Consider the following 22,186-nt stretch of genomic DNA (forward strand, 5'->3'; position numbering starts at 1 on the left):
GCGTTCCGCCTCCTATTCGAAGATATTCTCCATAAACATGCGTTTAAAATGCTCGAAGGTCGCCTTTTTCACAAAAGCACTGACCCCTTCTTGGTGACTGATGAATTCCGCTAGGCCATTATTGATTGTATCTAGGCCTTTGTTGGCAATTTTGGAATGCGACATCAAGAAAATGAGTTGAATTTGCTGATGGTCGTCATCCCAATCTAGCCCGTCAGCCACAACCCCTACAACGATTTCCGAATTGATCCCAACTGGTTGCGCTGGATGTGGAAAAGCCACTTGGTCTGAAAAAGCGAGCGAGCCAAATTGTTCACGAATCTGAATTTGATTGGTCAAATCTTGATAAAAATCAATTTCTTTGATATCCGTCAAGCGCGATGCCATGGCAATGAGTGCTTCGTCGCGTGTGATTGGTCCTTCAAACACAATGAACCGTTGTGGACTAAAGTAGCGTGCAAACAAGTCTTGAATTTCTTTTTTCGCTTGTCCCTGTGCTTCTAGTCCTTGTTTTGGTGATTTTGGACTATGAATATAAGCGTTGAGGGTATCCACATCTTGTTTGTTTAAAAAGACGCTGACCTTAACGACGGGCACGTGGTAGAAAGATGTAGAGATATCAATTGTTGAAATGATTAAATCCACATTTTCTAATTTGCGGTCATTTAATTGATAGTAGGAAATGACGTCAACAATATGAAAGTTTTGGGCAAATTCATTTTCCAAACGATTTTTCAGCATTTGTGCACTGCCTAAACCGGTCGCACAAATGACAATGACGTTCACTTTCATTTCCTGTTTATGGCGCTCCACAGCAGCCAGTATATGAAGGAGAATATATGCCCATTCATGATCACTCACTTGGTAACTCGCAAGCGCTGGCATACTTGCAAAGGCTTGTTTAGTAGCTTGTAGTAAAGGGCCATATTTTTCATCAATTTCGTCATAAAGTGGATTATCTAAGGTCAAATCGTTAGCCAATCTGGTTAAGAGTGGTTCGAAATGAACTTTTAAGCCTAAGATTAATTGATGATCAATCGCAAACTGGTCCACTTTTAAAGCGTCTAATCGATAAAGCGCTGTCATAATTTGCTGTTCCAGTTCATCTTCCTCACCTTCAACCAATAAGTTACTATGATTGGCTTTTGATTTCAGATGCAAGGCAATATAGGCTGCCTCATGTTTGGGAAAATGAACATCGATCAACTGTTCAATGTTAGCGATAATTTTCTCGGCAACGAACAATTCTTTTGTATATGTGACTGGCGTTTCAAGATTTGGATTCTCTAGTACAAACCCTTTTTCATTACGTTTGATCGCTAGGGCTATATGCATGACTAAATTTTGTAAAACGTAATCCGATAATATAACCTCAAACTCACGACAAATTTCTAAAACGATAATAAAAATTGTCTCCATTGAGAATCCTTCAAATTGATAATCGAACAATTCTGAATTGATATAATCCACTGATTTTGTCGTATAGAAGTAGTTGAGGATAAAACGACGTTTGTCCATTTCGTCACCGGTAATGGTGATATAACCATCCTGGTCATAGATCAGATTCAAGCGAAAATCTTTAATGCGACTTTTTATCATTTGTACGAGATTGGATACCGTTGAACGACTGATAAACATCCGGTCGACCAGGTCATCAATGGTTACTTGTTGGTTTTCCAAAAGAATGGTATTTAAGATAAACCGTTCGCGATCCTCACTATCCGTGAGTAAATTGCTACCTTCCACATCAAAACGTTGATTTTTAATAAATTCCATCAATTGATAGAAGGTTTGATGGTCTTCAATATGTAATTGATACCCGCTCCCTTTCTTCATCTCAATATGGCCACCATAGGCTGACACGACCGTAAATAGATTTTGAATATACTTACGTATGGTTTTATCTGAAAGATTTAAATGTAAGGCGATTTCCTTGCTAGGTATGTAGTCACCCTGTTTGTCGAAAAGAAACTGTATAATTTCTATTTCTGTATGATTGATTGTTGGTTGTTTCATTTTCGTCACTCTCTACCCTTTATTTTCCGAGCTGGTGTTTGTCATGCATCACCTGTAAATGAAGCTTTTCATAGCAATCATGCAAACTATCTTTGCTATAAGTAAATTGTATGATTGATTTGTAACCATGTAAAGGCATACATAATCGCTTATCTTCCGCTTTGAAGTGGAAGATGTATTGTCTACTAGTGGAAGAAGTGGAAAAGAAAAACCACCTACCTATTCCGCTAGAAAAATCTAGCCAAAATAAGTAGGTGATTCAATGACTATGCTTGCCCTGCTAGTGATAATGCTTGGTCTAATACCGCAGCACCATTCATGGTACCGTAGTTTTGTGGACTGATTAAATCAACTTTAGATTCAGTAAATTGGTTTTTGAAGTCTTTTTCTAAGAAACGTACTTGAGGGCCAAGTAATAAAACATCGGCTGGCGTTTCTTTTAGTTGATCTGCCGCCACTGATGATGCGATTGCTTCAATATGTGCATCTACACCTTTTTCTTCGGCTGCTTTTTTCATTTTTGATACTAATAAGCTTGTAGACATACCTGCTGAACATACTAAAATAATGTTTAATTTTTCCATGTTTATCTTCCTTTTCTATATCAAATCTTGCGCGTTATTTTTCTGTAATGGTCAAGACACGGTCCGTAATGAGACTACGGTACCAATTAGCCGAAGCTTTTTTCTGTCGTTTCAGACCATTTTCTAAATCAATTTCAACTAGACCATAGCGATTTTTAAAAGCATTCATTGGCGATACACAATCGGTAAAAGCCCATAACATATATCCTTCACATTTGGCCCCCTGGTCAACAGCCTTGAGTAAATAAGACAGATGTTGACCGATGAAATCGATGCGGTAGTCATCTTGAATGACACCTGTTGTATCTTTATAATCCGTTTCTTGTTCGCGACCCATGCCATTTTCAGCCACTAGCCAGGTTAAATCTGGATAGTTATCCGTTAAATACATGGCCATATCATACATAATTTGTGGGTAAATTTCCCAGCCTCTGGAACTATTCATTTGCTTACCAGGTAAGTCAAAATCTTCATAGTATTTACTTGGATGGAAAGGTTCACCTGCTCGCCATGCAAAACGTTGCGACTTCACTCGTTTAGGATAGTATTGGTTGATGCCTAAGAAGTCCACTGTATTATCCTTGATGATTTGCAATTCTTCGGCTGTCGGATCAAAGTATATGTCATTTTCCCGACACAAATGAATCAATTCATCGGGATAGACACCTTTTACCATGGGGTCAAAGAATACTTTGTTGTAGAGTAAATCATAGTAATGGGCTGCTGCTTGATCAGCCGCTGATGAAGATCGTGGGTAGACCATTTCTGGATTTAAGATACAGCCTACACGACCATCTAAATCAAGGCTTCGATATACTGCAATGACTTTAGCTGTCGCTAAGGTTTTATGAAAATTCCACAACATCCATTTTTTTGGATTTTGCTCATGTGGCCAGCGTAAAGCGTCTAGATAAACCCTCGTCTGCACGACAATAGGTTCATTAAAGGTAAACCAATGTTTCACCCGGTCACCGTATCGTTTAAAGACAATTTCAGCATAGGCTACATAGAGTTCAATGACTTTTTTCGACGACCAACCATCATACTTATCCATCAAATATTTAGGTAATTCGTAATGTTCCAAGCAAATCATTGGTTCCACACCCGCTGCTAGCAAGGCATTGATTACATCATCAATATGTTGGGCATAGTCTTCATCAACCACTAAATTTTCATAGTCGGTGAAAAAACGTGACCAGTTAATAGAGGTGCGGTAATGTGTCAGATGAATATCCGCCATCAAGGCCACATCCTCTGGAAACTGGTGCATAAAGTTAGTTGCAATATCCGGTCCATAACCTTTGTGCCATACAAAGTGCTCTGACTTAAACCAGGCATCCAGGTAAGAATCTTGGCCGTCTTTTTTGCCCGACCACCCTTCTGTTTGCCATGCCGATGAAGCGGCACCTAATATGAAATTTTTAGGGATTGAATATTGCATAAGTCCTCCTAAATGTAAGCTGTAATTTACGCTTCTTGTGCTTTTGCTTGTTTATCTGCAATTTTCACGAATGGTAAGTAAATCAATACAGCAACAACAATACAGATTAATTGTGTGATTACGGCACCCATGCTGCCTGCTGTTGCAATGTACGCATTGATGATTGGTGGTGTTGGCCATGGTACCATGACTACGGCTTTACCAGCGAAACCTATGGCAGTTGCGAAGTAACCAATTGTACCGGTAATTAGTGGTACAAAGATGAATGGGATTGCTAAGATTGGGTTCAACATGATTGGTAAACCAAAGATCAATGGTTCGTTGATGTTAAAAATACCAGGTGCTGCTGACAATTTAGCGATTTCTTTGTAGTCTGAACGTTTTGTTACCAAGAAGATGGCAATTAATAAACTAATGGTTACACCAGAACCACCGATTGACATATACATATCCCAGAATGGCATTGTAATGATATTTGGTAATTCTTTACCTGCATTAAATGCATCCGTATTTACAGCGATCGCACCTAATAATAATGGTTCACGAATTGGTTTGACCATTTGGTTACCATGGATACCGATTACCCAGAATACTTGCGCGATGAATACAAGTAGTAAGATACCAGGTAAACCTTGAATTAACCCTTCAAGTGGTTTTTGTACAACGGTATACACGATATCGTAGGCATACATACCTGTTAATGATAAAATCGCAAATCCAAATGCTGCGATAATAGAAACTGTCAAAACTGTCGGAATTAAAGCTGAGAATGACGCAGATACGTTTGATGGTACGGTATCAGGCATCTTGATTGTCAACTTATCTTGACGATCTAACCAAGAATATAATTCAATTGATAGAATCGCGATGAACATACCTAGGAATAAACCTTTTGTATCTGAGTATTGTTTTCCTAATACATTTTCTACTAATGTTGAAACATTGGTATCTGCATTCACATAGTTGATAAAAGTTGGGTTCACTGACAAGTAAGACATTACCGCTACAATACCAGGGAATACACCTTTGATATTGTTTAATTTTGCCAATTCAATACCGATTAAGAAGACGGCATAAATGGTCAAGAATGACAAAGTAACATATGAAATAGATTGTGAGATTGGTTTCAAGTTTTCCAAGAAACGTAAGAAAGGAATTCTCGCTAATCCATTTTCTGAATCGAAGACCATAGCACTGAATAAAGTACCAAAAGCCCCCGTAATAATAACTGGTAACAATGCCGCGAAAGCATTTTTAATTACCTTAATGTAGCGCATGTTATTCACTTTATTTGCGAACACACCAAGCACATTAGATAATTTTTCTAAAAATCCATTTTCCATGTGTCATTTCCTCCCTGAAATAAACAAAATAATTACTAACCAACATTACTGCAATTTGTTATGTTTACTCACACGACGCCTCACTATCCGTTCCTATACTAGGTTCAGACTTGAATGTTTTCTATATGTTCATATTAGATGCCAGCAGATTGTATGTAAAGGTTTTCATAAATAGACATTTTCCACTTTGAAGCGGAAGTAGTATGCAAAGTTCTTTTGCAAATCCCTAAAACAGGCCTGTTTAAAGGAAAACATAGTAAAAAAGCCTACTATTCAATATCCCTACAGCTACTGAATAATAGACTTTTTCTGAAATTTTTATGAAAAATATGTCACTTATTTACTGAAATTTTTTCCGATAAGCTAATGGTTTATAATCGGTAATCCGTTTAAATACCTTGCTAAAATATGATTGGGTTCTAAAACCTACCTGAACACAGATGTCAGAAATTGGCAGGTCCGTTTCCACAAGCAAACGCTGCGCCTCATGAATCCGAATCTGAATCAAATACTCAATTGGCGTATAACCAGTCAATTGGCGGAATTGTTGTATTAAGTAATATTTACTAATATCAAAAGTCTCAGCCAATTGATCCAGCTGTATATTTTTCGCATAATTATCCTTCAAATACTGAATAATCGTCTCAATTTGCCCTTGTCGACTATTAGCAGTGACCGCCTTGTAAGTCAACTCATACTCCACAAATAAATGGTAGAGAATACACATGAAGAGGTATTTTTGAATATACGCCGTCCCCGCCATGGCATGATGCTGCTCTAAAATTAACGAATCAATGTAATGTTTGATAAAATGGTTTTTCGCCTCAATCACAATAAACTGATGTACGTCAAAGGCTCTGTTGGCTGACGCAATCATGATACCGCTAGACACAATTTGTACCCACTCTGTTTTACGATGCACCACAAGGCTAGCTTTCGCATCCTCATTTAAAATCAGCATCTGCCCTTTTTTTACATCAAACTCTTCGCCCCCAGCATGAACTCTGGCCGCACCTTGGACAAAATACATAAAAATAAGGTTAGACTCACTCTCAATCATTAAGGGTTCTTTCGTATTCGTACGAACAATATTTTCAACAGAAATAAATTTTATCAATGATGACTCAATAACTGACTGTGTCATATTAACCTCCCCGATTTTTTTCAGCAAAAAAGTGCTGAATGCCCGCTTCCTCAAGCGTAAGCTGTTTTTGCATCGATGCTAAAAATACGTGCTGAACTAGCGAGATGCATTTTTTATCCATCAAAAAGTAGTCGCAATTTTAGTTTATGGACTTTTTTAACAGATAACATTTAATTTTTGAAATAAATGTTAAAATCAAATGTCTGTTACGTACTTGCTTTGACCGATTTATTATAACTATTTTGCGTGGAGATTTTAATTGTTTCTCAAAAAAATATTTATGAAGGAAATTGTTGGTATCAGAAAATGAATCTGCAACTTTGTATATTTTATGACATAAAAATGACATACAAAAAAGCGGTTATTTAACTCATTTTTTCATTTTATTGCAATTTCAAAAACTTCAAAATTTTTGTGCAATTTCATTCTCTGTAATTTTTTGAGAAATTTGCGATATTGATATATCCAAATAGTCAAAATAAGTATAATATTTACATACAATATTTATGATATCTGTTATCTGACTTTTTGGTTTTTGTGAGTTATAATAAAAGATAATTGCTAAACTTTTTTTGTAAAGTCGATACAATATGATAAATATTAATGAATAATTCTAGGAGGAATACTATGCGCCACATGTTATCACATGCTGACTTGCGGAAACTAGAAATGATTGAATATCTATCTTCGCATCGAGGGCTGCAAAATATTCAAGATTTAGCTGAAAAGCTAAATGTATCTGAAAGAACTTTGAAAGAAGATATAGAAGGTATACTTGAGTACGATAAAATCTTTGATTTGAAATACTACACCAATCACATTGCTTTGCGTTTCCAAAATAACCAAAGTATCCAAACCGTATATAAGTATGTCTTATCCAATTCCGATGCTTTCCGCTTAATTGAGGCATTACTATATCATGGATCGATGTCTATGGAAGAAATGGTCGATCATCTATTTTTAAGTCGTTCTACAATCTATCGGATTTTACCCAATATAAAAAAAGCACTAGAAACGCAATTCAATATTTCAATTAGCAATACACCCTTGTCATTTGTCGGAAAATAAAATGACATACGTTTTTTCCTATCTCAATTTGTAGAAGAAAGATACCTGACTTCTACACCACCATTAACTGAATTTGATAGTGCAAGTTTAGAAAAATTTCTCATTATCATCGCCAAATTACTGCACACAGAAATGAACTACACGACTATTAATGTTATTAAAAAACGTGTTTATGTGAACTATATTCGAGCAAAATTAGGTTATCATGCGGATGAACAAGAAGTTAAAGAAGATATTATTGATTACTGTTTATCTGATAAAGCACCATTTTATGAAGTCTTTTCAACTTTTTTTAAAAATATAGGATTTGAATTAAACCGTGCAAACCTTTTGAATCTATTTTCTGAATTTATCATAAAACGATTCTACTATTCATTTGATGATATGATTCAAGCAGCTACAGAAGATCTACCGACCTCTAAATCATATATTGCCCTAAATCGCATGCTAACAAATCTTTCTGAAATTTTTAAGATTCCAATTACAAATAAAGATTTCGTTGTCTGGACCTTGCATAATACAGCGGCATTATACAAAACTGAAGTCAATTCAAACTATATTTTATATAATCGTAAACATACTTTTGTACTTAAAACAAAAGCAAGCTTTCCTAAATTTTATGAAGCTAGTTATAAACAAATTCAAGATTATCTAACATTGGTAGGTATAACTGATGATGCCTTCACTGATCATTTGTATTACACATTATTCACCCATTGGCGTAATTTATCCACTGCACTACTAAAAGCTGAACAGCCAATTAAGGCAATTATTTTCAGTAACTTTGATATTTACCATGCAAAAATGGTCAAATCCCAATTCGAATTGTCTTTTTCAGGACTTATTGATTTTAGTGTGTATTCAAGTCCTACTGTTGACTATGCAAGCTTAATTGATAGTGACTATGACCTCATTATTGCCAATTTCCCAATCCCGGAAGTTACAAATATGGAGATCGTTACAATTAATACCTTACCAACTCAAGAGGATGTCTTGAAAGTCTATAATGCCGTGAATAACCTAAAAAAATAACACTTTAACATAAAACAAAAAAAGCAGCCATCTCTGGCTGCTTTTTGTTTTGATAAATTATCTTATTCTAAGAAATCTTTCAATTGTTTAGAACGAGATGGGTGGCGTAATTTTCTCAACGCTTTTGCTTCAATTTGACGAATACGTTCACGTGTTACACCAAATTGTTGACCAACTTGTTCCAATGTTTTAGATTGACCATCTTCTAGACCAAAACGTAAACGTAATACGTTTTCTTCACGGTCAGTCAAGGTATCTAATACTTCGTTTAATTGTTCTTTCAACAACTCTGCAGACGTATAGTCAGCTGGACTTGTTGCATCGTGGTCTTCAATGAAGTCACCTAAGTGTGAATCATCTTCCTCACCAATTGGTGTTTCCAATGAAACTGGCTCTTGAGCGATTTTAAGGATGTCACGTACTTTTTCAGTAGGTAAGTCCATTTCAGCACCAATTTCTTCTGGTGTTGGTTCGCGTCCTAAATCTTGAAGTAATTGTCTTTGGATACGAACTAATTTGTTGATTGTTTCAACCATATGAACTGGGATACGAATCGTACGCGCTTGGTCAGCAATCGCACGGGTAATTGCTTGACGAATCCACCATGTTGCATAAGTTGAGAACTTGAATCCTTTATGGTAGTCGAATTTTTCAACGGCCTTCATCAGACCCATGTTACCTTCTTGAATTAAATCTAAGAATGACATACCGCGTCCAACGTAACGTTTCGCGATAGATACAACCAAACGTAAGTTAGCTTCAGCCAACTCTTGTTTCGCAATTGGATCCCCTTCTTCGATACGTTGCGCCAAAGCAACTTCTTCGTCCGCTGTTAATAACTCAACGCGACCGATTTCTTTCAAGTACATTCTAACGGGGTCATTGATTTTCACATCAGATGCCACAGAAGTTGGGTCAATTTCATCTTCCTTAACCTTTTCTTCTTCTTTCGCAATTTGTCGTTGCGTTGGATCCCCATTTTCGTCGACCACTGAGATACCTTGGTCTTCAAATTTTTCAATTAAAGCATCCATACCTTTATCATCTAACTCAAAAGGTTGGGCAATTTTATCGCTTAATTCTGAATAAAGAATTGTACCAAGAATTTTCTTGTCTGCAATAAGCAATTTTGTTGCTTGACTAAGTGTAATACCGTCCACTTTTCTCTTTGCCATTCAATTCGCTCCTATCGTTGATTAAAATTATATCCTTATTGTCTTTGCTTCATCTGTTTGAGCAAATCAATTTTTTGTTTTGTTAATATGCCAATCTGTGCAAAATCAGCCAAAGCCTGCGCTTGACGAATTTCTTCATCGATAGCACTCATTTGTTCTTTCAGCGACCCTTTGACTTGGATGTTGTAAAGCAAATCTTCCATCTCACCCTCACTAATATCTGGAGAAACCTCCAGCGTCATGACCTCAGCAACAATTTGCTGCTCCTTAGCCCCAGTAAGAGTTTGTAGAAAATCACTCGGATCAATATTCCCATCCTCATCACGATACTTGTCACGATAATCCGACAAAATCATGTATAAGGACTCCATATCCGTCGTTCTAAAGTGGAAATCCGCATTGGTCACATACATCCACGCTTCACTATTATAGAGTAACCGATACAACAATAGCAATTCACTTTTTTCCAATTGCGACCTTTTTTTCGTTGTGGAAAAAGACGGATCATCGCTAATCGGTTGACCTTGGTCTTGGAAATTTTGCTTGGTCGAACCTTGCTTATCCTCAGACTTACCAACCACTGCAGACAACTGTTGTAACAAGGTCTCCTTAGAAACATCAGTATCCTTTGCAATCTCACCAATATAAATATCTCTATCTACAGGTTGGGAAATCTTGGCAATGGCTTGTAACATGACTTGGATATAATCGATTTTCCCTTTGTCAGTTTGTAGAGCGTATTCTCTACTATAATAATTACGCATAAAATGAATTGGTGTTAAGCGTTGATTTCCTACAAATTGCAAGTAACGGTCGCCACCATATTTTTGAATAAATTCATCTGGGTCCAGGTTTTGTTCAAAAGCTAAGACATTAATCGTTATCCGTAGTCGTTGATCATGGATGAGATTAATAGCTCTTAGCGTCGCCTTTTGTCCAGGATTATCGCCATCGTAAGCGATCAATACTTGTTTACTCGTCTTGTCGATGGCCTTAATTTGGTTATTGGTTAAACTCGTACCCATTGAAGCCACACCGTTTTGAACCCCCACATTGTGGGAAGCAATCACGTCCATGAATCCTTCAAATAAGACAAGTTCCTTGGCTCTTCTGGCTTCATTCTGTGCTAAATCCAAGTTAAATAGGAAAGTATTTTTTTCAAAGATATCCGTTTCGGGACTATTCAAATACTTGGCTGCATCCGGAAATGCATTTGCATGGTGTGAACCAGGTAAGATACGACCGGAAAAACCAACTGTCTCTCCGCGTTCATTCCGCAAGGGGAACATAATTCTACCAGCAAACCGATCTCTTAACTGCCGTTCCTCACCAACGAAGACGCCCGATGCTTGAAGTTCAGCAATCGAAAATTCCTTGTTAAGTAAATGCTGTGCCGCTAATTGACCATTTTCCGGTGCTATACCAATCTGATACGTTTCTATCGTTTCATCAGAAAGGCCCCTATTATTCAAATAGGCTAATCCCTCACTACCATTTTCTGTATTGACCAATAAATAGTGGTAAAATTCTCGCAAGGCTTCATGAATTTGAATTAAGCGTCGTTGGCTATCCGAATATTGAGATTGAACTTGGCCACCATCGAGTGCTGACCAATCAAAATTAATCGACACATTTCCTTGTTCAGCAACTTTTTGAACTGCTTGGGTAAAGGAATACCCTTCAATTTCTTCCATAAAACGAAAAACATTTCCTCCACGGCCACATGAAAAACAGTGAAAAATCTGCTTTTCTTCATTAACTGTGAAAGATGGCGTCTTTTCATCATGAAATGGGCAGTAACCAAAATAGTTACGACCCCTTTTTTGTAAGTCAACAAATTGACTGGTGACATCTAGAATATTGACATTGTTTTTGACTTCATTTATGACTTCTTGTGGAATAAAATTTGCCATTTAATCACCTACTTTTGCCGACAAAAATTCACTATAAATATAGTGCATAATCATTGAAAAGGCAATGATTATCTTCTTTTATTCGTTAAAATCATCAAATTCGTCAATTTCGTCATAATTTGCGTCATATTCGCCATCTAAAACAGCTTGAATAATTTCCCAAGCCTCATCTTTACCTTCTTTTGTTTCGGCAGAAAATGGCAAGATTTGGTCAATTGATTCCAAATTCAAGGTTTTATAAATATCACTCAAATGTTTGTTCCATTGGCTCTTCTTGATTTTGTCGGTTTTGGTTGCAATGACAAAATAAGGCACTCCGTGATAATCCATAAATTCTTTCATTTGAATATCGTCAGCTGTTGGCGTATGTCTAAAGTCGACGATCAATAAAGCTAAAGCTAGGTTTTCACGTGTTGAGAAATACGTTTCTAACATGTCGCCCCATTTTGCTTTTTCCGTTTTACTTACGCGGGCATAGCCATAACCAGGCACATCGACGAAATAAAATAAATCTTCTATTTGATAGTAGTTTAATTGTTGCGTTTTACCAGGTTTACTTGAAGTTCTTGCCAATTTCTTACGGTTAATCAATGTGTTGATAAAAGAACTTTTCCCAACATTTGAACGGCCTGCTAAGGCAATTTCAGGAATGATTGGATCTGGATATTGTTCTGGTCTTACCGCAGAAATCAAAAACTCTACATTATGTACTTCCATGGAAATCTCCTCTCTGACACAAAAAGGAAAGACCAAAAAATTAGTCTTTCCTAATCATTTTTACTGTCATACTTGATATGAACTAGGCAATTTTTTCCCCAGCTTGGTCAAATAAATCTGGTTCAATTGAGTCATTGATTACAGCTTCGTTAATCACAACTTTTGAAACATCATCGCGTGATGGAATTTCAAACATGATTTCTAACATTGCTTCTTCAATGATTGAACGCAATCCACGTGCACCTGTTTTACGGTCTAAAGCTTTTTGTGCAATCGCATCAAGCGCTTCGTCAGTAAAGCTTAATTCCACGTTATCCATCTTCAACAATTGTTGGTATTGTTTAACCAAAGCATTCTTAGGTTGCGTCAAGATGTGTACCAAATCATCTTTGGTCAATTTATTCAAGTTAGCCATGATAGGCAGACGACCAATAAACTCTGGAATTAAACCAAATGTTTGTAAGTCTTGAGGGATTGCATGTTGCATAATTGCATCGTTATCATTCAAGATACCATTTTTACCTGATTGACCAAAACCAATTACTTTTTCACCTAAACGTTCTTTAATAATTGGTTCGATACCATCAAAGGCACCACCTACGATAAATAGGATGTCAGTAGTATCCACTTGAATAAATTCTTGGTGTGGATGTTTACGACCACCTTGAGGCGGAATGTTTGCTTCAGTACCTTCTAAGATTTTCAGTAAAGCTTGTTGTACACCTTCACCTGAAACATCACGTGTAATCGATACATTTTCAGATTTACGGGCAATCTTATCGATTTCATCCACGTAAATGATCCCTTTTTGCGCACGTTCTACATCAAAATCAGCAGCTTGCATCAATTTAACAAGGATGTTTTCAACATCTTCACCTACATAACCAGCTTCGGTTAAAGTAGTCGCATCTGCAATCGCAAAAGGTACATCTAAAATACGCGCTAAGGTTTGGGCTAAGTAAGTCTTACCAGAACCAGTAGGGCCCATTAATAAGATATTACTCTTTTGTAGTGAAACGCCATCATCAGATGGGTTATGGTTTGAAGCGATACGTTTGTAGTGGTTGTATACCGCTACTGACAAGGTTTTCTTCGCTTGATCTTGTCCAATCACGTAGTCGTCTAAAATTGCACGAATTTCAGTTGGTTTTGGTGGTTCCACCATTGTGTATGATTCTTGTCTTTCTTGGTTGGTTTCTTCATCTATAATTTCTTGGCATAAGGCCACACATTCATTACAAATATATACTCCAGGTCCAGCGATGATTTTATCTACTTCATCCTGAGACTTCCCACAAAAAGAACAGTGAATAGTTGTTTGTTCGTCATCGTTATACATTCTATCCGTTCTCCTTTCAGATTTTACATCACCTTATTGTGCCAAAATCTAGCCGTCAAGTCAATTTTAAAGCCCTATTTTGACCCATTTATAGGTGATTTGCTCTTATGAAATTGATAAAAGCTTATGTAATTAATTTTAACACGTCATGATAAGAAAATAAAATTCCTGCTAGTATTTTAACACTGGTTATTTTATAATGTAAAACGATGTGTAAAAAGAACATTGAAAAGAAAAGGAGTTAGATATGAGTATTATTCGTGGAATAATCGGTCTTGCAATTATTGGACTTATTACTTGGTTATTGAGTAAAGACCGTAAGAATGCCCGCTTCAAACAAGTAGGTATTTTATTAGTTATCATGTTTGTTTTCGCTTTTATTGGTTTACAAACAAGCTTTGGTATTGCCGTTTTAGAAGGAATTTCAGCTTTCTTTAACTGGTTGATTCTACAAGCAAATGGAGGAACACAATTCGTATTCGGTGAACAATCAACTGAATATGGCATTTTCTTCTTTAACGTTTTAATGCCAATCGTGTTTATCTCTGGTTTAATTGGTATCTTACAATATACAAAAGTATTACCAGTTGTAGCGAAATATGTAGGTAAAGCATTGAACTTAATCACTGGTATGGGTGGTAATGAATCTTACGCCGCTACAATGATGGCAATGCTTGGTCAATCAAATGGTTTTATCAGTATTAAAAAATACATGGATAAATTCTCACCCGACCAAATCTTCACTTTCTCTCTATTAGGTTTGTCATGTGTATCTGCAACAACAATTGCTTCATACATGCAAATGGTTGACGGTAAATTCGTAGTAGTAGCAATTCTATTAAACGTATTCGCTGCATTTATCGTTGTGTCATTAATGGCTCCTTATGATCCAAATGCTGTTCAAGTTGACTTCAACCCAACAGAAGATATTGACGACAATACTGAAAAAGAAAACTTCTTTGCTGTATTAAGTGATTACATTTCAAGTGGTTTCCAAATTGCGCTTGCAATTGCAGGTTCATTAATCGGGTTTAACGCCTTGATTACTTTCCTAAACTCTCTTGCAACATTAGCATTTGGTATCGACTTTACAACAATTTTAGGCTACATCTTCTCACCTTTAGCATTAGTAATGGGTGTACCAACTGCTGACGCTGTTCATGCAGGTGCGATTATGGCTTCTAAATTGATCACAAATGAGTTTGTTGCCCTAGGCGAATTACAAACTGTCGCTGGTAGCTTATCTGCTAAAACATTAGCAATGATGTCTACATACGCTATTTCATTCTCAAACATTGGTACAATCGGTATGATCATTGCCTCTGTAAAAATTATGAGTGGTGAACAAGCCAAAGTTGTTGCAAACAACACTGGTCGTTTAATCGTAGGTTCAGTAATTGTTTCAATGATTTCAGCTACAATTGTTGGTTTCTTCTTCTAATAAGGGAATCGCATATTTCATTCAAATAAAAATTAATTTAAGGCATTGTGGTACTTTTTCTAGGAATTAGGCCCACAATGCCTTATAATTTACCTATAGGTACACTTTAATGTACGGAAATTCTTAGGAGGTTTATAATGAAATTAATTTTAGATTTTGATACAGGTATCGATGACGCAATGGCAATTGCTTTGGCCTTAGGTGAAGAAAACGCCGAGGTTATTGGTATTACTTCAGTATTTGGTAACGCAGAAGTAGACAAATGTGTCCACAATGCATCTGCAGTCCTTAAATTACTTAATCGTGAAGATATTCCAGTATTCCGTGGTGCATCTCACAAATTAGGTGATACTGAAGACTACGTTCAAGAACCTGCTTCAGGTATCTTCCATGGTCGTAATGGTTTAGGTAATATTGAACTACCTGCTGGTAACAATATTTCAGACCAAGATGCCATTGACTTCATTATCGAATCTGCTAATAAATATGAAGATGAATTAATTTTAGTAACAACTGGTCCTTTAACAAATGCTGCATTAGCCATTCAAAAAGATTTACCGGCTATGCAAAAAATTAAAGGTATCGTATCTATGGGTGGTGCCCTAACTGTTCCTGGTAATGTTAGTCCTTTTGCTGAAGCAAACTTCTGGAAAGACTCTGAAGCGAATAATGTAGTATTCGACTCTGGTTTACCAATTAAAGTCATCGGTTTAGACGTTACATTACGTACACTAATTACTGATACTGATATTGAACCTTGGAAAGAGATTTCTGAAGCTGGTAAAACATTCCACGAAATCGTTACTTACTACTTCAAAGCTTACGCAAACTCATATGAAGATTTAACTGGATGTGCCCTACACGATCCATTAGCTGTTTCAGTGGCTTTAAACAGTGACTGGGTAACAGGTGAAACCTTCCGCATTAAGAGCTTGTACGACGAACAACAAGGTCGCTTAGTACAAGACCAAGCAGCCCTAAACCGTGGTGAAACACCTAACGTGTTCGTTGCCCTAGGTGTAGATGCAGAAGCATACAACAAACACTTCTTAGAAACAATCAAAAAAGCTTTCTAATTCAGGATCCAAAAAAACACTGTTGAGACAAAAATCTCAACAGTGTTTTTGTTTACCCAATATGGTGAAAGTGTTAGTTCTATATAAAAAAGACCAGGACATGTTTGCACATATCCTGGTCTTTCATTTGTTTTGAGAATAAATTACGCTTCTTCTACTGCAGTTTCAGTGATTAAGTCCATTGCTTTTTTCAAAGCGATGTCGTTTTTCAACATATCTTCAGTAACAACGTTTTTCACTTCTTCAACAGTCATGCCGTAAGTTTCAGCTAATGTAGCGATTTCTTTTTCTACATCTTCAACTTCAGCAGTGATGTTTTCATCTTTAACGATTTGTTCAAGGATTAAGTTAGTTTTCACACGAGTGTCAGCATCTTGTTCAAATTGGTGATGTAAGTCTGCTTCAGTAGTACCAGTTAATTGGTAGTACATTTCTGGTGAAATACCTGAACGTTGCATTTCGTTTAAGTAATGTTCCATTTGACGGTGAACTTCTTCGTGAACCATTTCGTGTGGTAAATCAGCGATTTCAGCATTTTCTACTGCTTTACGTAACGCTTCTTCTTCACGAGCTTCTTTAGCTGCAGCTTCTTTTTGTTCTGCAATTTGTTTACGGTATTTTTCTTTTAATTCGTCTAAAGTTTCAACTTCATCGTCAACATCTTTAGCGAATTCGTCGTCTAATTCAGGAACTTCTTTTGTTTTAACTTCATGAACTTTAACTTTGAATACTGCATCTTGACCAGCTAATTCTTCAGCTTGGTATTCAGCAGGGAAAGTTACGTTAACTTCAACTTCGTCGCCTTCTTTAGTACCAACTAATTGGTCTTCGAAGCCTGGGATGAATGAGTTAGATCCTAATTCTAATGAATGGTTTTCACCTTTACCACCGGCAAAAGCTTCACCATCTTTGAATCCTTCAAAGTCAATAACTACTGTATCGCCTTCTTCAGCTGCGCCGTCTTTTAAAGCTAATTCGCTTAAGTTAAAACGAGCTGATTCTAGACGTTCGTTGATTTCTTCTTCAGAAACTTCAACATCTTGTTTAGATACTGTTAAGTCTTTGTATTGACCTAATTTAACTTCTGGTTTAGTAGCAACGTATGCTAATAATTTCCAGTCTTCGCCTTTGTTAGCTGATTCAATATCAAAGCGAGGTTGTACAACGATTTCTAAACCTGATTCTTCAACAGCTTTAGTGTAAGCTTCTGGAAGAACAATGTTTACTGCATCTTCGATCAATGATTGTTCACCAAACATTTTCACGAACATTTGATAGTTGATTTTCCCTTTACGGAAACCTGGGATAGTTACATCTTTTTTCACACGGTTGAAAGCTTGTTTCAATGCTTTATCTGCATCTTCTTTAGCAACTGTGAAATGTAAGATACCTTCGTTTGTTGATGTTTGTTCATAATTTACTGACATTTAATATTCCCCTAACGTTTGATATATTTACTATTGATTACGATATTTGCGTAATCCTAACATCATAAAATACTACACTAAATCCGTTGAATTGTCTAGTTATTGAGCAAAAATGACCACCTTTCATCCTATTTAAGGAATTCCCCTTCTACAAATCTCACTTTTCTTATTTTTATGTTAAATTAATTATGTAAAACTATTCTATTAGTAGAAAATACGCTAAAATAAAGTAAATATGGACAATCATGCCATATCTGAAGGAGGACATCATGCGGTATCCAAATGGTAAAATTTACCAAGCACAAACGCAACATGATTTACCTAAGATACGAAAAGGTAAAACAACTTTTTCCAACCGTGGGATGAAATTGGAAGATATGATCAATCATACAAACAAGTGGTATCTCTTGCATGATAAAGCTGTCATCCATAAAAAGCCTACACCAATCCAAGTTGTTACGGTCGACTATCCAAAACGAAGTCGTGCCGTTATAAAGGAAGCCTACTATAAAGTAGCTTCGACAACCGATTATAATGGCGTGTATAAGGGTAAATACATTGATTTTGAGGCGAAACAAACGAACCTTAAAAACACTTTTCCCCTGCACAATATCCATCAACATCAAATTGACCACATGAAGCAATGTTTGCACCATGGTGGCATTTGTTTTGTGCTTTTTTTATTTAAGGCGAGAAATGAAGCCTATGTATACCCTATTCGCGCTTTACTTGAAGATTGGCAAGCCTTTTTAGCCAAAGAAATGACGGCTATTCCGCTTGAACGTGTTCAAAGTGAAGGCATGCTGGTTGAGATGGGTTATCAACCACAGCTGGATTACTTAAAAGCAGTTGATCAATTGATTCTAATGGAAGAAAAATTAGGTAATAATCTTTAAAGAAAGTAGGATTGAGTAAAATGACTCAGGAACAAAATTCTAGACGACGAAGCCAAAATTCATCTTCGTCGAATCGTAAGAAAAAACGCAATAATAAACGAGGTATGGCTTTATGGAAGAAGATTCTGATTGCCCTATTTAGTTTAGGTGTAATTGTTGCAGTTGCCCTATCTTTTGTCGCATATAGTTGGGTGAAAGATGCACCAACGATTGCTGAGGAAGACTTATACGGTACGATTGCTTCAAGTATCTATGATAGTGAAGGTAATGTTGTATATGAAACCAGTAAAAATGAGCGGACGATTGTTTCCGAAGAAGATATTTCACAACAAACTTTCGATGCTGTAACGTCAATTGAAGACCAACGCTTTTTAGAGCATAACGGTTTTGACCCTATCCGTATTGTGGGTTCATTCATCGCCAACTTAAAAGCTGGAGGTATTGCCCAAGGTGGTTCAACCTTAACGCAACAATTGGTTAAACTAACTGCCTTCTCTACCAATGAATCTGATCAATCTTACAAACGTAAAGTGCAAGAAATTTGGTTGGCTATCCAATTAGAACAAGAATACTCTAAACAAGAAATTTTTGAATTATATATTAATAAAGTCTATATGGCTAATGGGGTTTACGGTATCGGTACAGCTTCCGAAGTATATTATGGTAAACCATTAAATGAATTATCCTTAGCACAGACTGCCCTCTTAACCGGAATGCCACAAGCACCGAATGCTTATGATCCATATACCGATCCTGAAGCTGCTAAAGAACGTCGTGATTTAGTCTTACAAGCCATGTTGGAAAATGAAAAAATTACCCAAGAAGAATATGACACTGCTGTCGCTACACCTATCGATGATGGATTATTAGAAATTTCGACTGATGATACGGCGCAATCTGAAACAGATATTATGTTAGATGCTTACGTTCAACAAGTAGCTGCAGATGTTGAGGATGCAGGCTATGACATGTACTCAGATGGTTTACAAATCCATACATACTTAGACATGGATGCAATGACTGAAATGTACAACACCATCCAAGATGAAGAAGGTCTATATTTCACAGATGATAATATGCAAGCTGCTGCTTCATTAGTAGACACACAAACTGGTCATATCCTGGCCTTATTTGGTGGACGTAACCAAGAAACCTTATTATCTTATAACCGTGCCACAGAATTAGATCGAAGTGTTGGTTCATCTATTAAACCTTTCGCTGATTATGCACCAGCAATTGAATACTTAAACTATTCAACTGAATCATCTATCGTCGATGAAGAACATACTTTCTCTGATGGTACTGAAATTAACAACTACGACTTAACCTATATGGGTACGATGACCATACGTCAAGCCTTAATCGGTTCTCGTAATATTCCTGCCTTGAAATTATTCCAAGAAGTAGGTGCAGAAAACGTTACTGAATTCTTATCTAAACTAGGCATTACCTTAAATGATGGTGCCGGTGCTTATGAATCAAACGCCATTGGTGGGGAAATTACGCCATTACAATTGAGTGCTGCCTATGCAACATTAGGGAACTATGGTACGTATAACCAACCGCGTGCTGTGGATTACTTCGAAACAATCGATGGTACAAAAGTGACCGTTGATGCAGAATCAACTCAAGCAATGGAAGATTCAACCGCTTATATGGTAACCGATATGTTGAAAGATAACTTTACGGATACTTCATATGGTTTATCTACAAGCTACCACACAGCTGGATTAGCTGAAGCTGGTAAATCTGGTACAACCAACTATACAGAAGATCAATTAGCTGAGTTGGGCGTTACCGAAAGTGCGGTACCAGATACCTGGATGAGTGGTTATACAACTGACTATGCCCTATCTATCTGGACGGGTTATGATAACCAATTCTCAACTGATGAAGTTGGTTACCTTGATGGTTCCGAAAAATATATCGTGAATTACCTATACCAAGATCTAATGGGCTACCTGTCAACAACAGCAGATAATGCTGACTGGGTACAACCTGACTCTGTACATGAAGTGAAATTAATTGAGGACGCTGTACCAACTGAATTCCCAACATCATCTACACCTTATGCAAATATCATCACTGGTTTAGCGAATGATGATTTATACGCAGACTTCCAAGACTGGTTAGCATCCGGAAATTCAATCGCAACTTCAGCAAGTTCAAGTTCAGCGGTATCCAGATCTTCAGTGATTTCATCATCTAGTTCATCTGTAAGCTCTTCTTCAAGCTCAGTAGTTTCTTCTAGCGAAGAATCAAGCTCATCAGCAGTTGAATCTAGTTCAAGTTCTGAAAGCTCTGCTGTAGAATCGTCTAGTTCAATAGAAACGCCAGCAACGAGCGAAACAACATCTAGCGCTCCTGCGACATCTTCTAGTACACCAACGACAACGACACCTACAGAAAGTTCAACACCTGTTGACCCCGCTGCTTAATGCAATATAAAAATAGGAGTGACCACCTTGATAGCCTTTAAGCTATCAGGGTGGTCACTCCTTTTTCGTTGTCAGAATGACTTTGAATCACTATAATAATGACATATCAGAATATTAATGGAGGATTTTTATGTTTTCAGTAGACACTTATGATACAACAAGCATTCCCTCAGCCTCGCCAGATCGTCCGTTTATTCCTGTCTATGCCTGGCAAACTGCTGAGCATCCCAAAGCAATTATCCATATCGTACACGGTATGTCTGAATTTGGTGGCCGTTACAAAAAAGTGGCCCAATCCTTTTTACAACAAAATTATTTAGTCCTTGCCCATGACCATATTGGCCATGGGGGGACAGCCAAAGAAGCAAACCGACTTGGCTACTTTGGTACCAATCATGCCGACGAAATCATGGTGGAAGATTTGCATCGTGTCGTAGAGGCGACAAGAAAGAAATACCCTAACCTACCCTATTTTGTCCTAGGACATTCCATGGGTGCCTATATTACCCGTCTATACTTGGGTAAACATAGCCAAGAAATCGATGGCGTCCTACTAAGCGGTACCAATACCAATAGCCCTTTGTACGCAACAGGTGCAGCGCTCGCACCAATTTTAAACACTATCCATCCCCAAGCCTATAACTACTATATTCACCAAAAATTATTTGGTACCGGGCTAAGCGATGACCCTCTGGTTAGTGAATCTTTCCCAGATTATTGGTATCCACCAAAAGACGGTCAAACACACGATTGGCCATTGGTCGGCTTTGTTTTTACCAATAATGGTTTTGCTGAATTGGTGAAAATAGCACACAAGGCAACCGTACCTTCATGGTTAAATAACATTCGCCGTGATTTACCAATAGCCATTATCGCCGGACGTAAGGATCCCTTAATTGATGGCGGCAAAGAGACACACAAATTAGCCAAACAATTTACACGTGCCAAATTCGAAGATGTTTCTATTATGATGTTCGAAAACCGTGGTCATGAATGTATGATGTATGGCAATACAAAACCAGTTTACGCACTCATCAACAAATGGTTAACTAAACAAATGAAAACCTCTATGCGTAACCTCAATAACTAACAAAAAAGCGTATGACCAAAATCATTGTAGAGGCCCCCAAAAGTTA

General features: G+C 37.1%; 17 protein-coding genes. 7 read left to right on the plus strand and 10 right to left on the minus strand.

The genetic code is table 11. The features are described from left to right. Nucleotides 1-12: 12 nt before the first annotated feature. From EF384_RS01330 to EF384_RS01350, 5 genes are all read right to left on the minus strand, one after another. Nucleotides 13-2,016, minus strand: coding sequence for a BglG family transcription antiterminator (locus EF384_RS01330; RefSeq protein ID WP_123779182.1), 2,004 nt, complete (start codon nt 2,014-2,016; stop codon nt 13-15). 266 nt (nt 2,017-2,282) lie between these two features. Further along, nucleotides 2,283-2,600: a PTS sugar transporter subunit IIB gene (locus EF384_RS01335; protein ID WP_123779183.1), complete on the minus strand. Its 318-nt coding sequence runs from the start codon at nt 2,598-2,600 to the stop codon at nt 2,283-2,285. A gap of 34 nt (nt 2,601-2,634) precedes the next feature. Next, a complete protein-coding gene (locus EF384_RS01340; RefSeq protein ID WP_123779184.1) occupies nt 2,635-4,041 on the minus strand; it encodes a glycoside hydrolase family 1 protein in 1,407 nt (468 codons plus the stop codon). A gap of 26 nt (nt 4,042-4,067) precedes the next feature. Continuing rightward, on the minus strand, nt 4,068-5,384 hold the full coding sequence (locus EF384_RS01345; RefSeq protein WP_123779185.1) for a PTS sugar transporter subunit IIC: 1,317 nt from the start codon (nt 5,382-5,384) through the stop codon (nt 4,068-4,070). A 340-nt stretch (nt 5,385-5,724) separates the two neighbouring features. After that, a complete protein-coding gene (locus EF384_RS01350; protein WP_123779186.1) occupies nt 5,725-6,528 on the minus strand; it encodes an AraC family transcriptional regulator in 804 nt (267 codons plus the stop codon). A 627-nt stretch (nt 6,529-7,155) separates the two neighbouring features. Here EF384_RS01350 and EF384_RS01355 point away from each other — a divergent pair. Continuing rightward, nucleotides 7,156-7,596: a helix-turn-helix domain-containing protein gene (locus EF384_RS01355; protein ID WP_158607396.1), complete on the plus strand. Its 441-nt coding sequence runs from the start codon at nt 7,156-7,158 to the stop codon at nt 7,594-7,596. Nucleotides 7,597-7,641: 45 nt separating this feature from the next. Continuing rightward, nucleotides 7,642-8,628 carry a M protein trans-acting positive regulator PRD domain-containing protein gene (locus EF384_RS01360; RefSeq protein WP_255421230.1) on the plus strand — a complete coding sequence of 329 codons (987 nt, stop codon included), beginning with the start codon at nt 7,642-7,644 and terminating at the stop codon, nt 8,626-8,628. Between the two features lie 62 nt (nt 8,629-8,690). Here the strand turns inward: EF384_RS01360 and rpoD are convergent, their stop codons facing one another. The 4 genes from rpoD to clpX all read right to left on the minus strand — a co-directional run bounded on the left by rpoD (nt 8,691) and on the right by clpX (nt 13,772). Then, complete coding sequence (gene rpoD, locus EF384_RS01365) at nt 8,691-9,803, minus strand: RNA polymerase sigma factor RpoD (RefSeq protein WP_123779189.1); 1,113 nt, start codon at nt 9,801-9,803, stop codon at nt 8,691-8,693. 35 nt (nt 9,804-9,838) lie between these two features. Beyond that, nucleotides 9,839-11,716 (minus strand): DNA primase, encoded by a 1,878-nt coding sequence (dnaG, locus tag EF384_RS01370; protein WP_123779190.1) that lies wholly within the window; start codon nt 11,714-11,716, stop codon nt 9,839-9,841. Nucleotides 11,717-11,794: 78 nt separating this feature from the next. Next, on the minus strand, nt 11,795-12,433 hold the full coding sequence (gene yihA / locus EF384_RS01375; protein WP_123779191.1) for a ribosome biogenesis GTP-binding protein YihA/YsxC: 639 nt from the start codon (nt 12,431-12,433) through the stop codon (nt 11,795-11,797). Nucleotides 12,434-12,515: 82 nt separating this feature from the next. After that, complete coding sequence (clpX, locus tag EF384_RS01380; protein WP_123779192.1) at nt 12,516-13,772, minus strand: ATP-dependent Clp protease ATP-binding subunit ClpX; 1,257 nt, start codon at nt 13,770-13,772, stop codon at nt 12,516-12,518. Nucleotides 13,773-14,019: 247 nt separating this feature from the next. On the opposite strand from clpX, the gene EF384_RS01385 reads away from it, so the two are divergent. Further along, nucleotides 14,020-15,213: a NupC/NupG family nucleoside CNT transporter gene (locus EF384_RS01385; RefSeq protein WP_123779193.1), complete on the plus strand. Its 1,194-nt coding sequence runs from the start codon at nt 14,020-14,022 to the stop codon at nt 15,211-15,213. Nucleotides 15,214-15,350: 137 nt separating this feature from the next. Beyond that, nucleotides 15,351-16,289 carry a nucleoside hydrolase gene (locus tag EF384_RS01390; RefSeq protein ID WP_123779194.1) on the plus strand — a complete coding sequence of 313 codons (939 nt, stop codon included), beginning with the start codon at nt 15,351-15,353 and terminating at the stop codon, nt 16,287-16,289. 143 nt (nt 16,290-16,432) lie between these two features. Here EF384_RS01390 and tig read toward each other — a convergent pair whose 3' ends face one another. Then, nucleotides 16,433-17,716 carry a trigger factor gene (gene tig, locus EF384_RS01395; RefSeq protein WP_123779195.1) on the minus strand — a complete coding sequence of 428 codons (1,284 nt, stop codon included), beginning with the start codon at nt 17,714-17,716 and terminating at the stop codon, nt 16,433-16,435. A 269-nt stretch (nt 17,717-17,985) separates the two neighbouring features. Between tig and recU the strand changes: the two genes are divergently transcribed. From recU to EF384_RS01410, 3 genes are all read left to right on the plus strand, one after another. Continuing rightward, nucleotides 17,986-18,612, plus strand: coding sequence for a Holliday junction resolvase RecU (gene recU, locus EF384_RS01400; protein WP_123779196.1), 627 nt, complete (start codon nt 17,986-17,988; stop codon nt 18,610-18,612). A gap of 20 nt (nt 18,613-18,632) precedes the next feature. Beyond that, nucleotides 18,633-21,050, plus strand: coding sequence for a transglycosylase domain-containing protein (locus EF384_RS01405; protein WP_123779197.1), 2,418 nt, complete (start codon nt 18,633-18,635; stop codon nt 21,048-21,050). A gap of 130 nt (nt 21,051-21,180) precedes the next feature. Then, a complete protein-coding gene (locus EF384_RS01410; protein WP_123779198.1) occupies nt 21,181-22,140 on the plus strand; it encodes an alpha/beta fold hydrolase in 960 nt (319 codons plus the stop codon). Nucleotides 22,141-22,186: the final 46 nt, after the last annotated feature.

This window comes from Aerococcus agrisoli, assembly GCF_003797145.1.
GTDB lineage: Bacteria > Bacillota > Bacilli > Lactobacillales > Aerococcaceae > Aerococcus > Aerococcus agrisoli.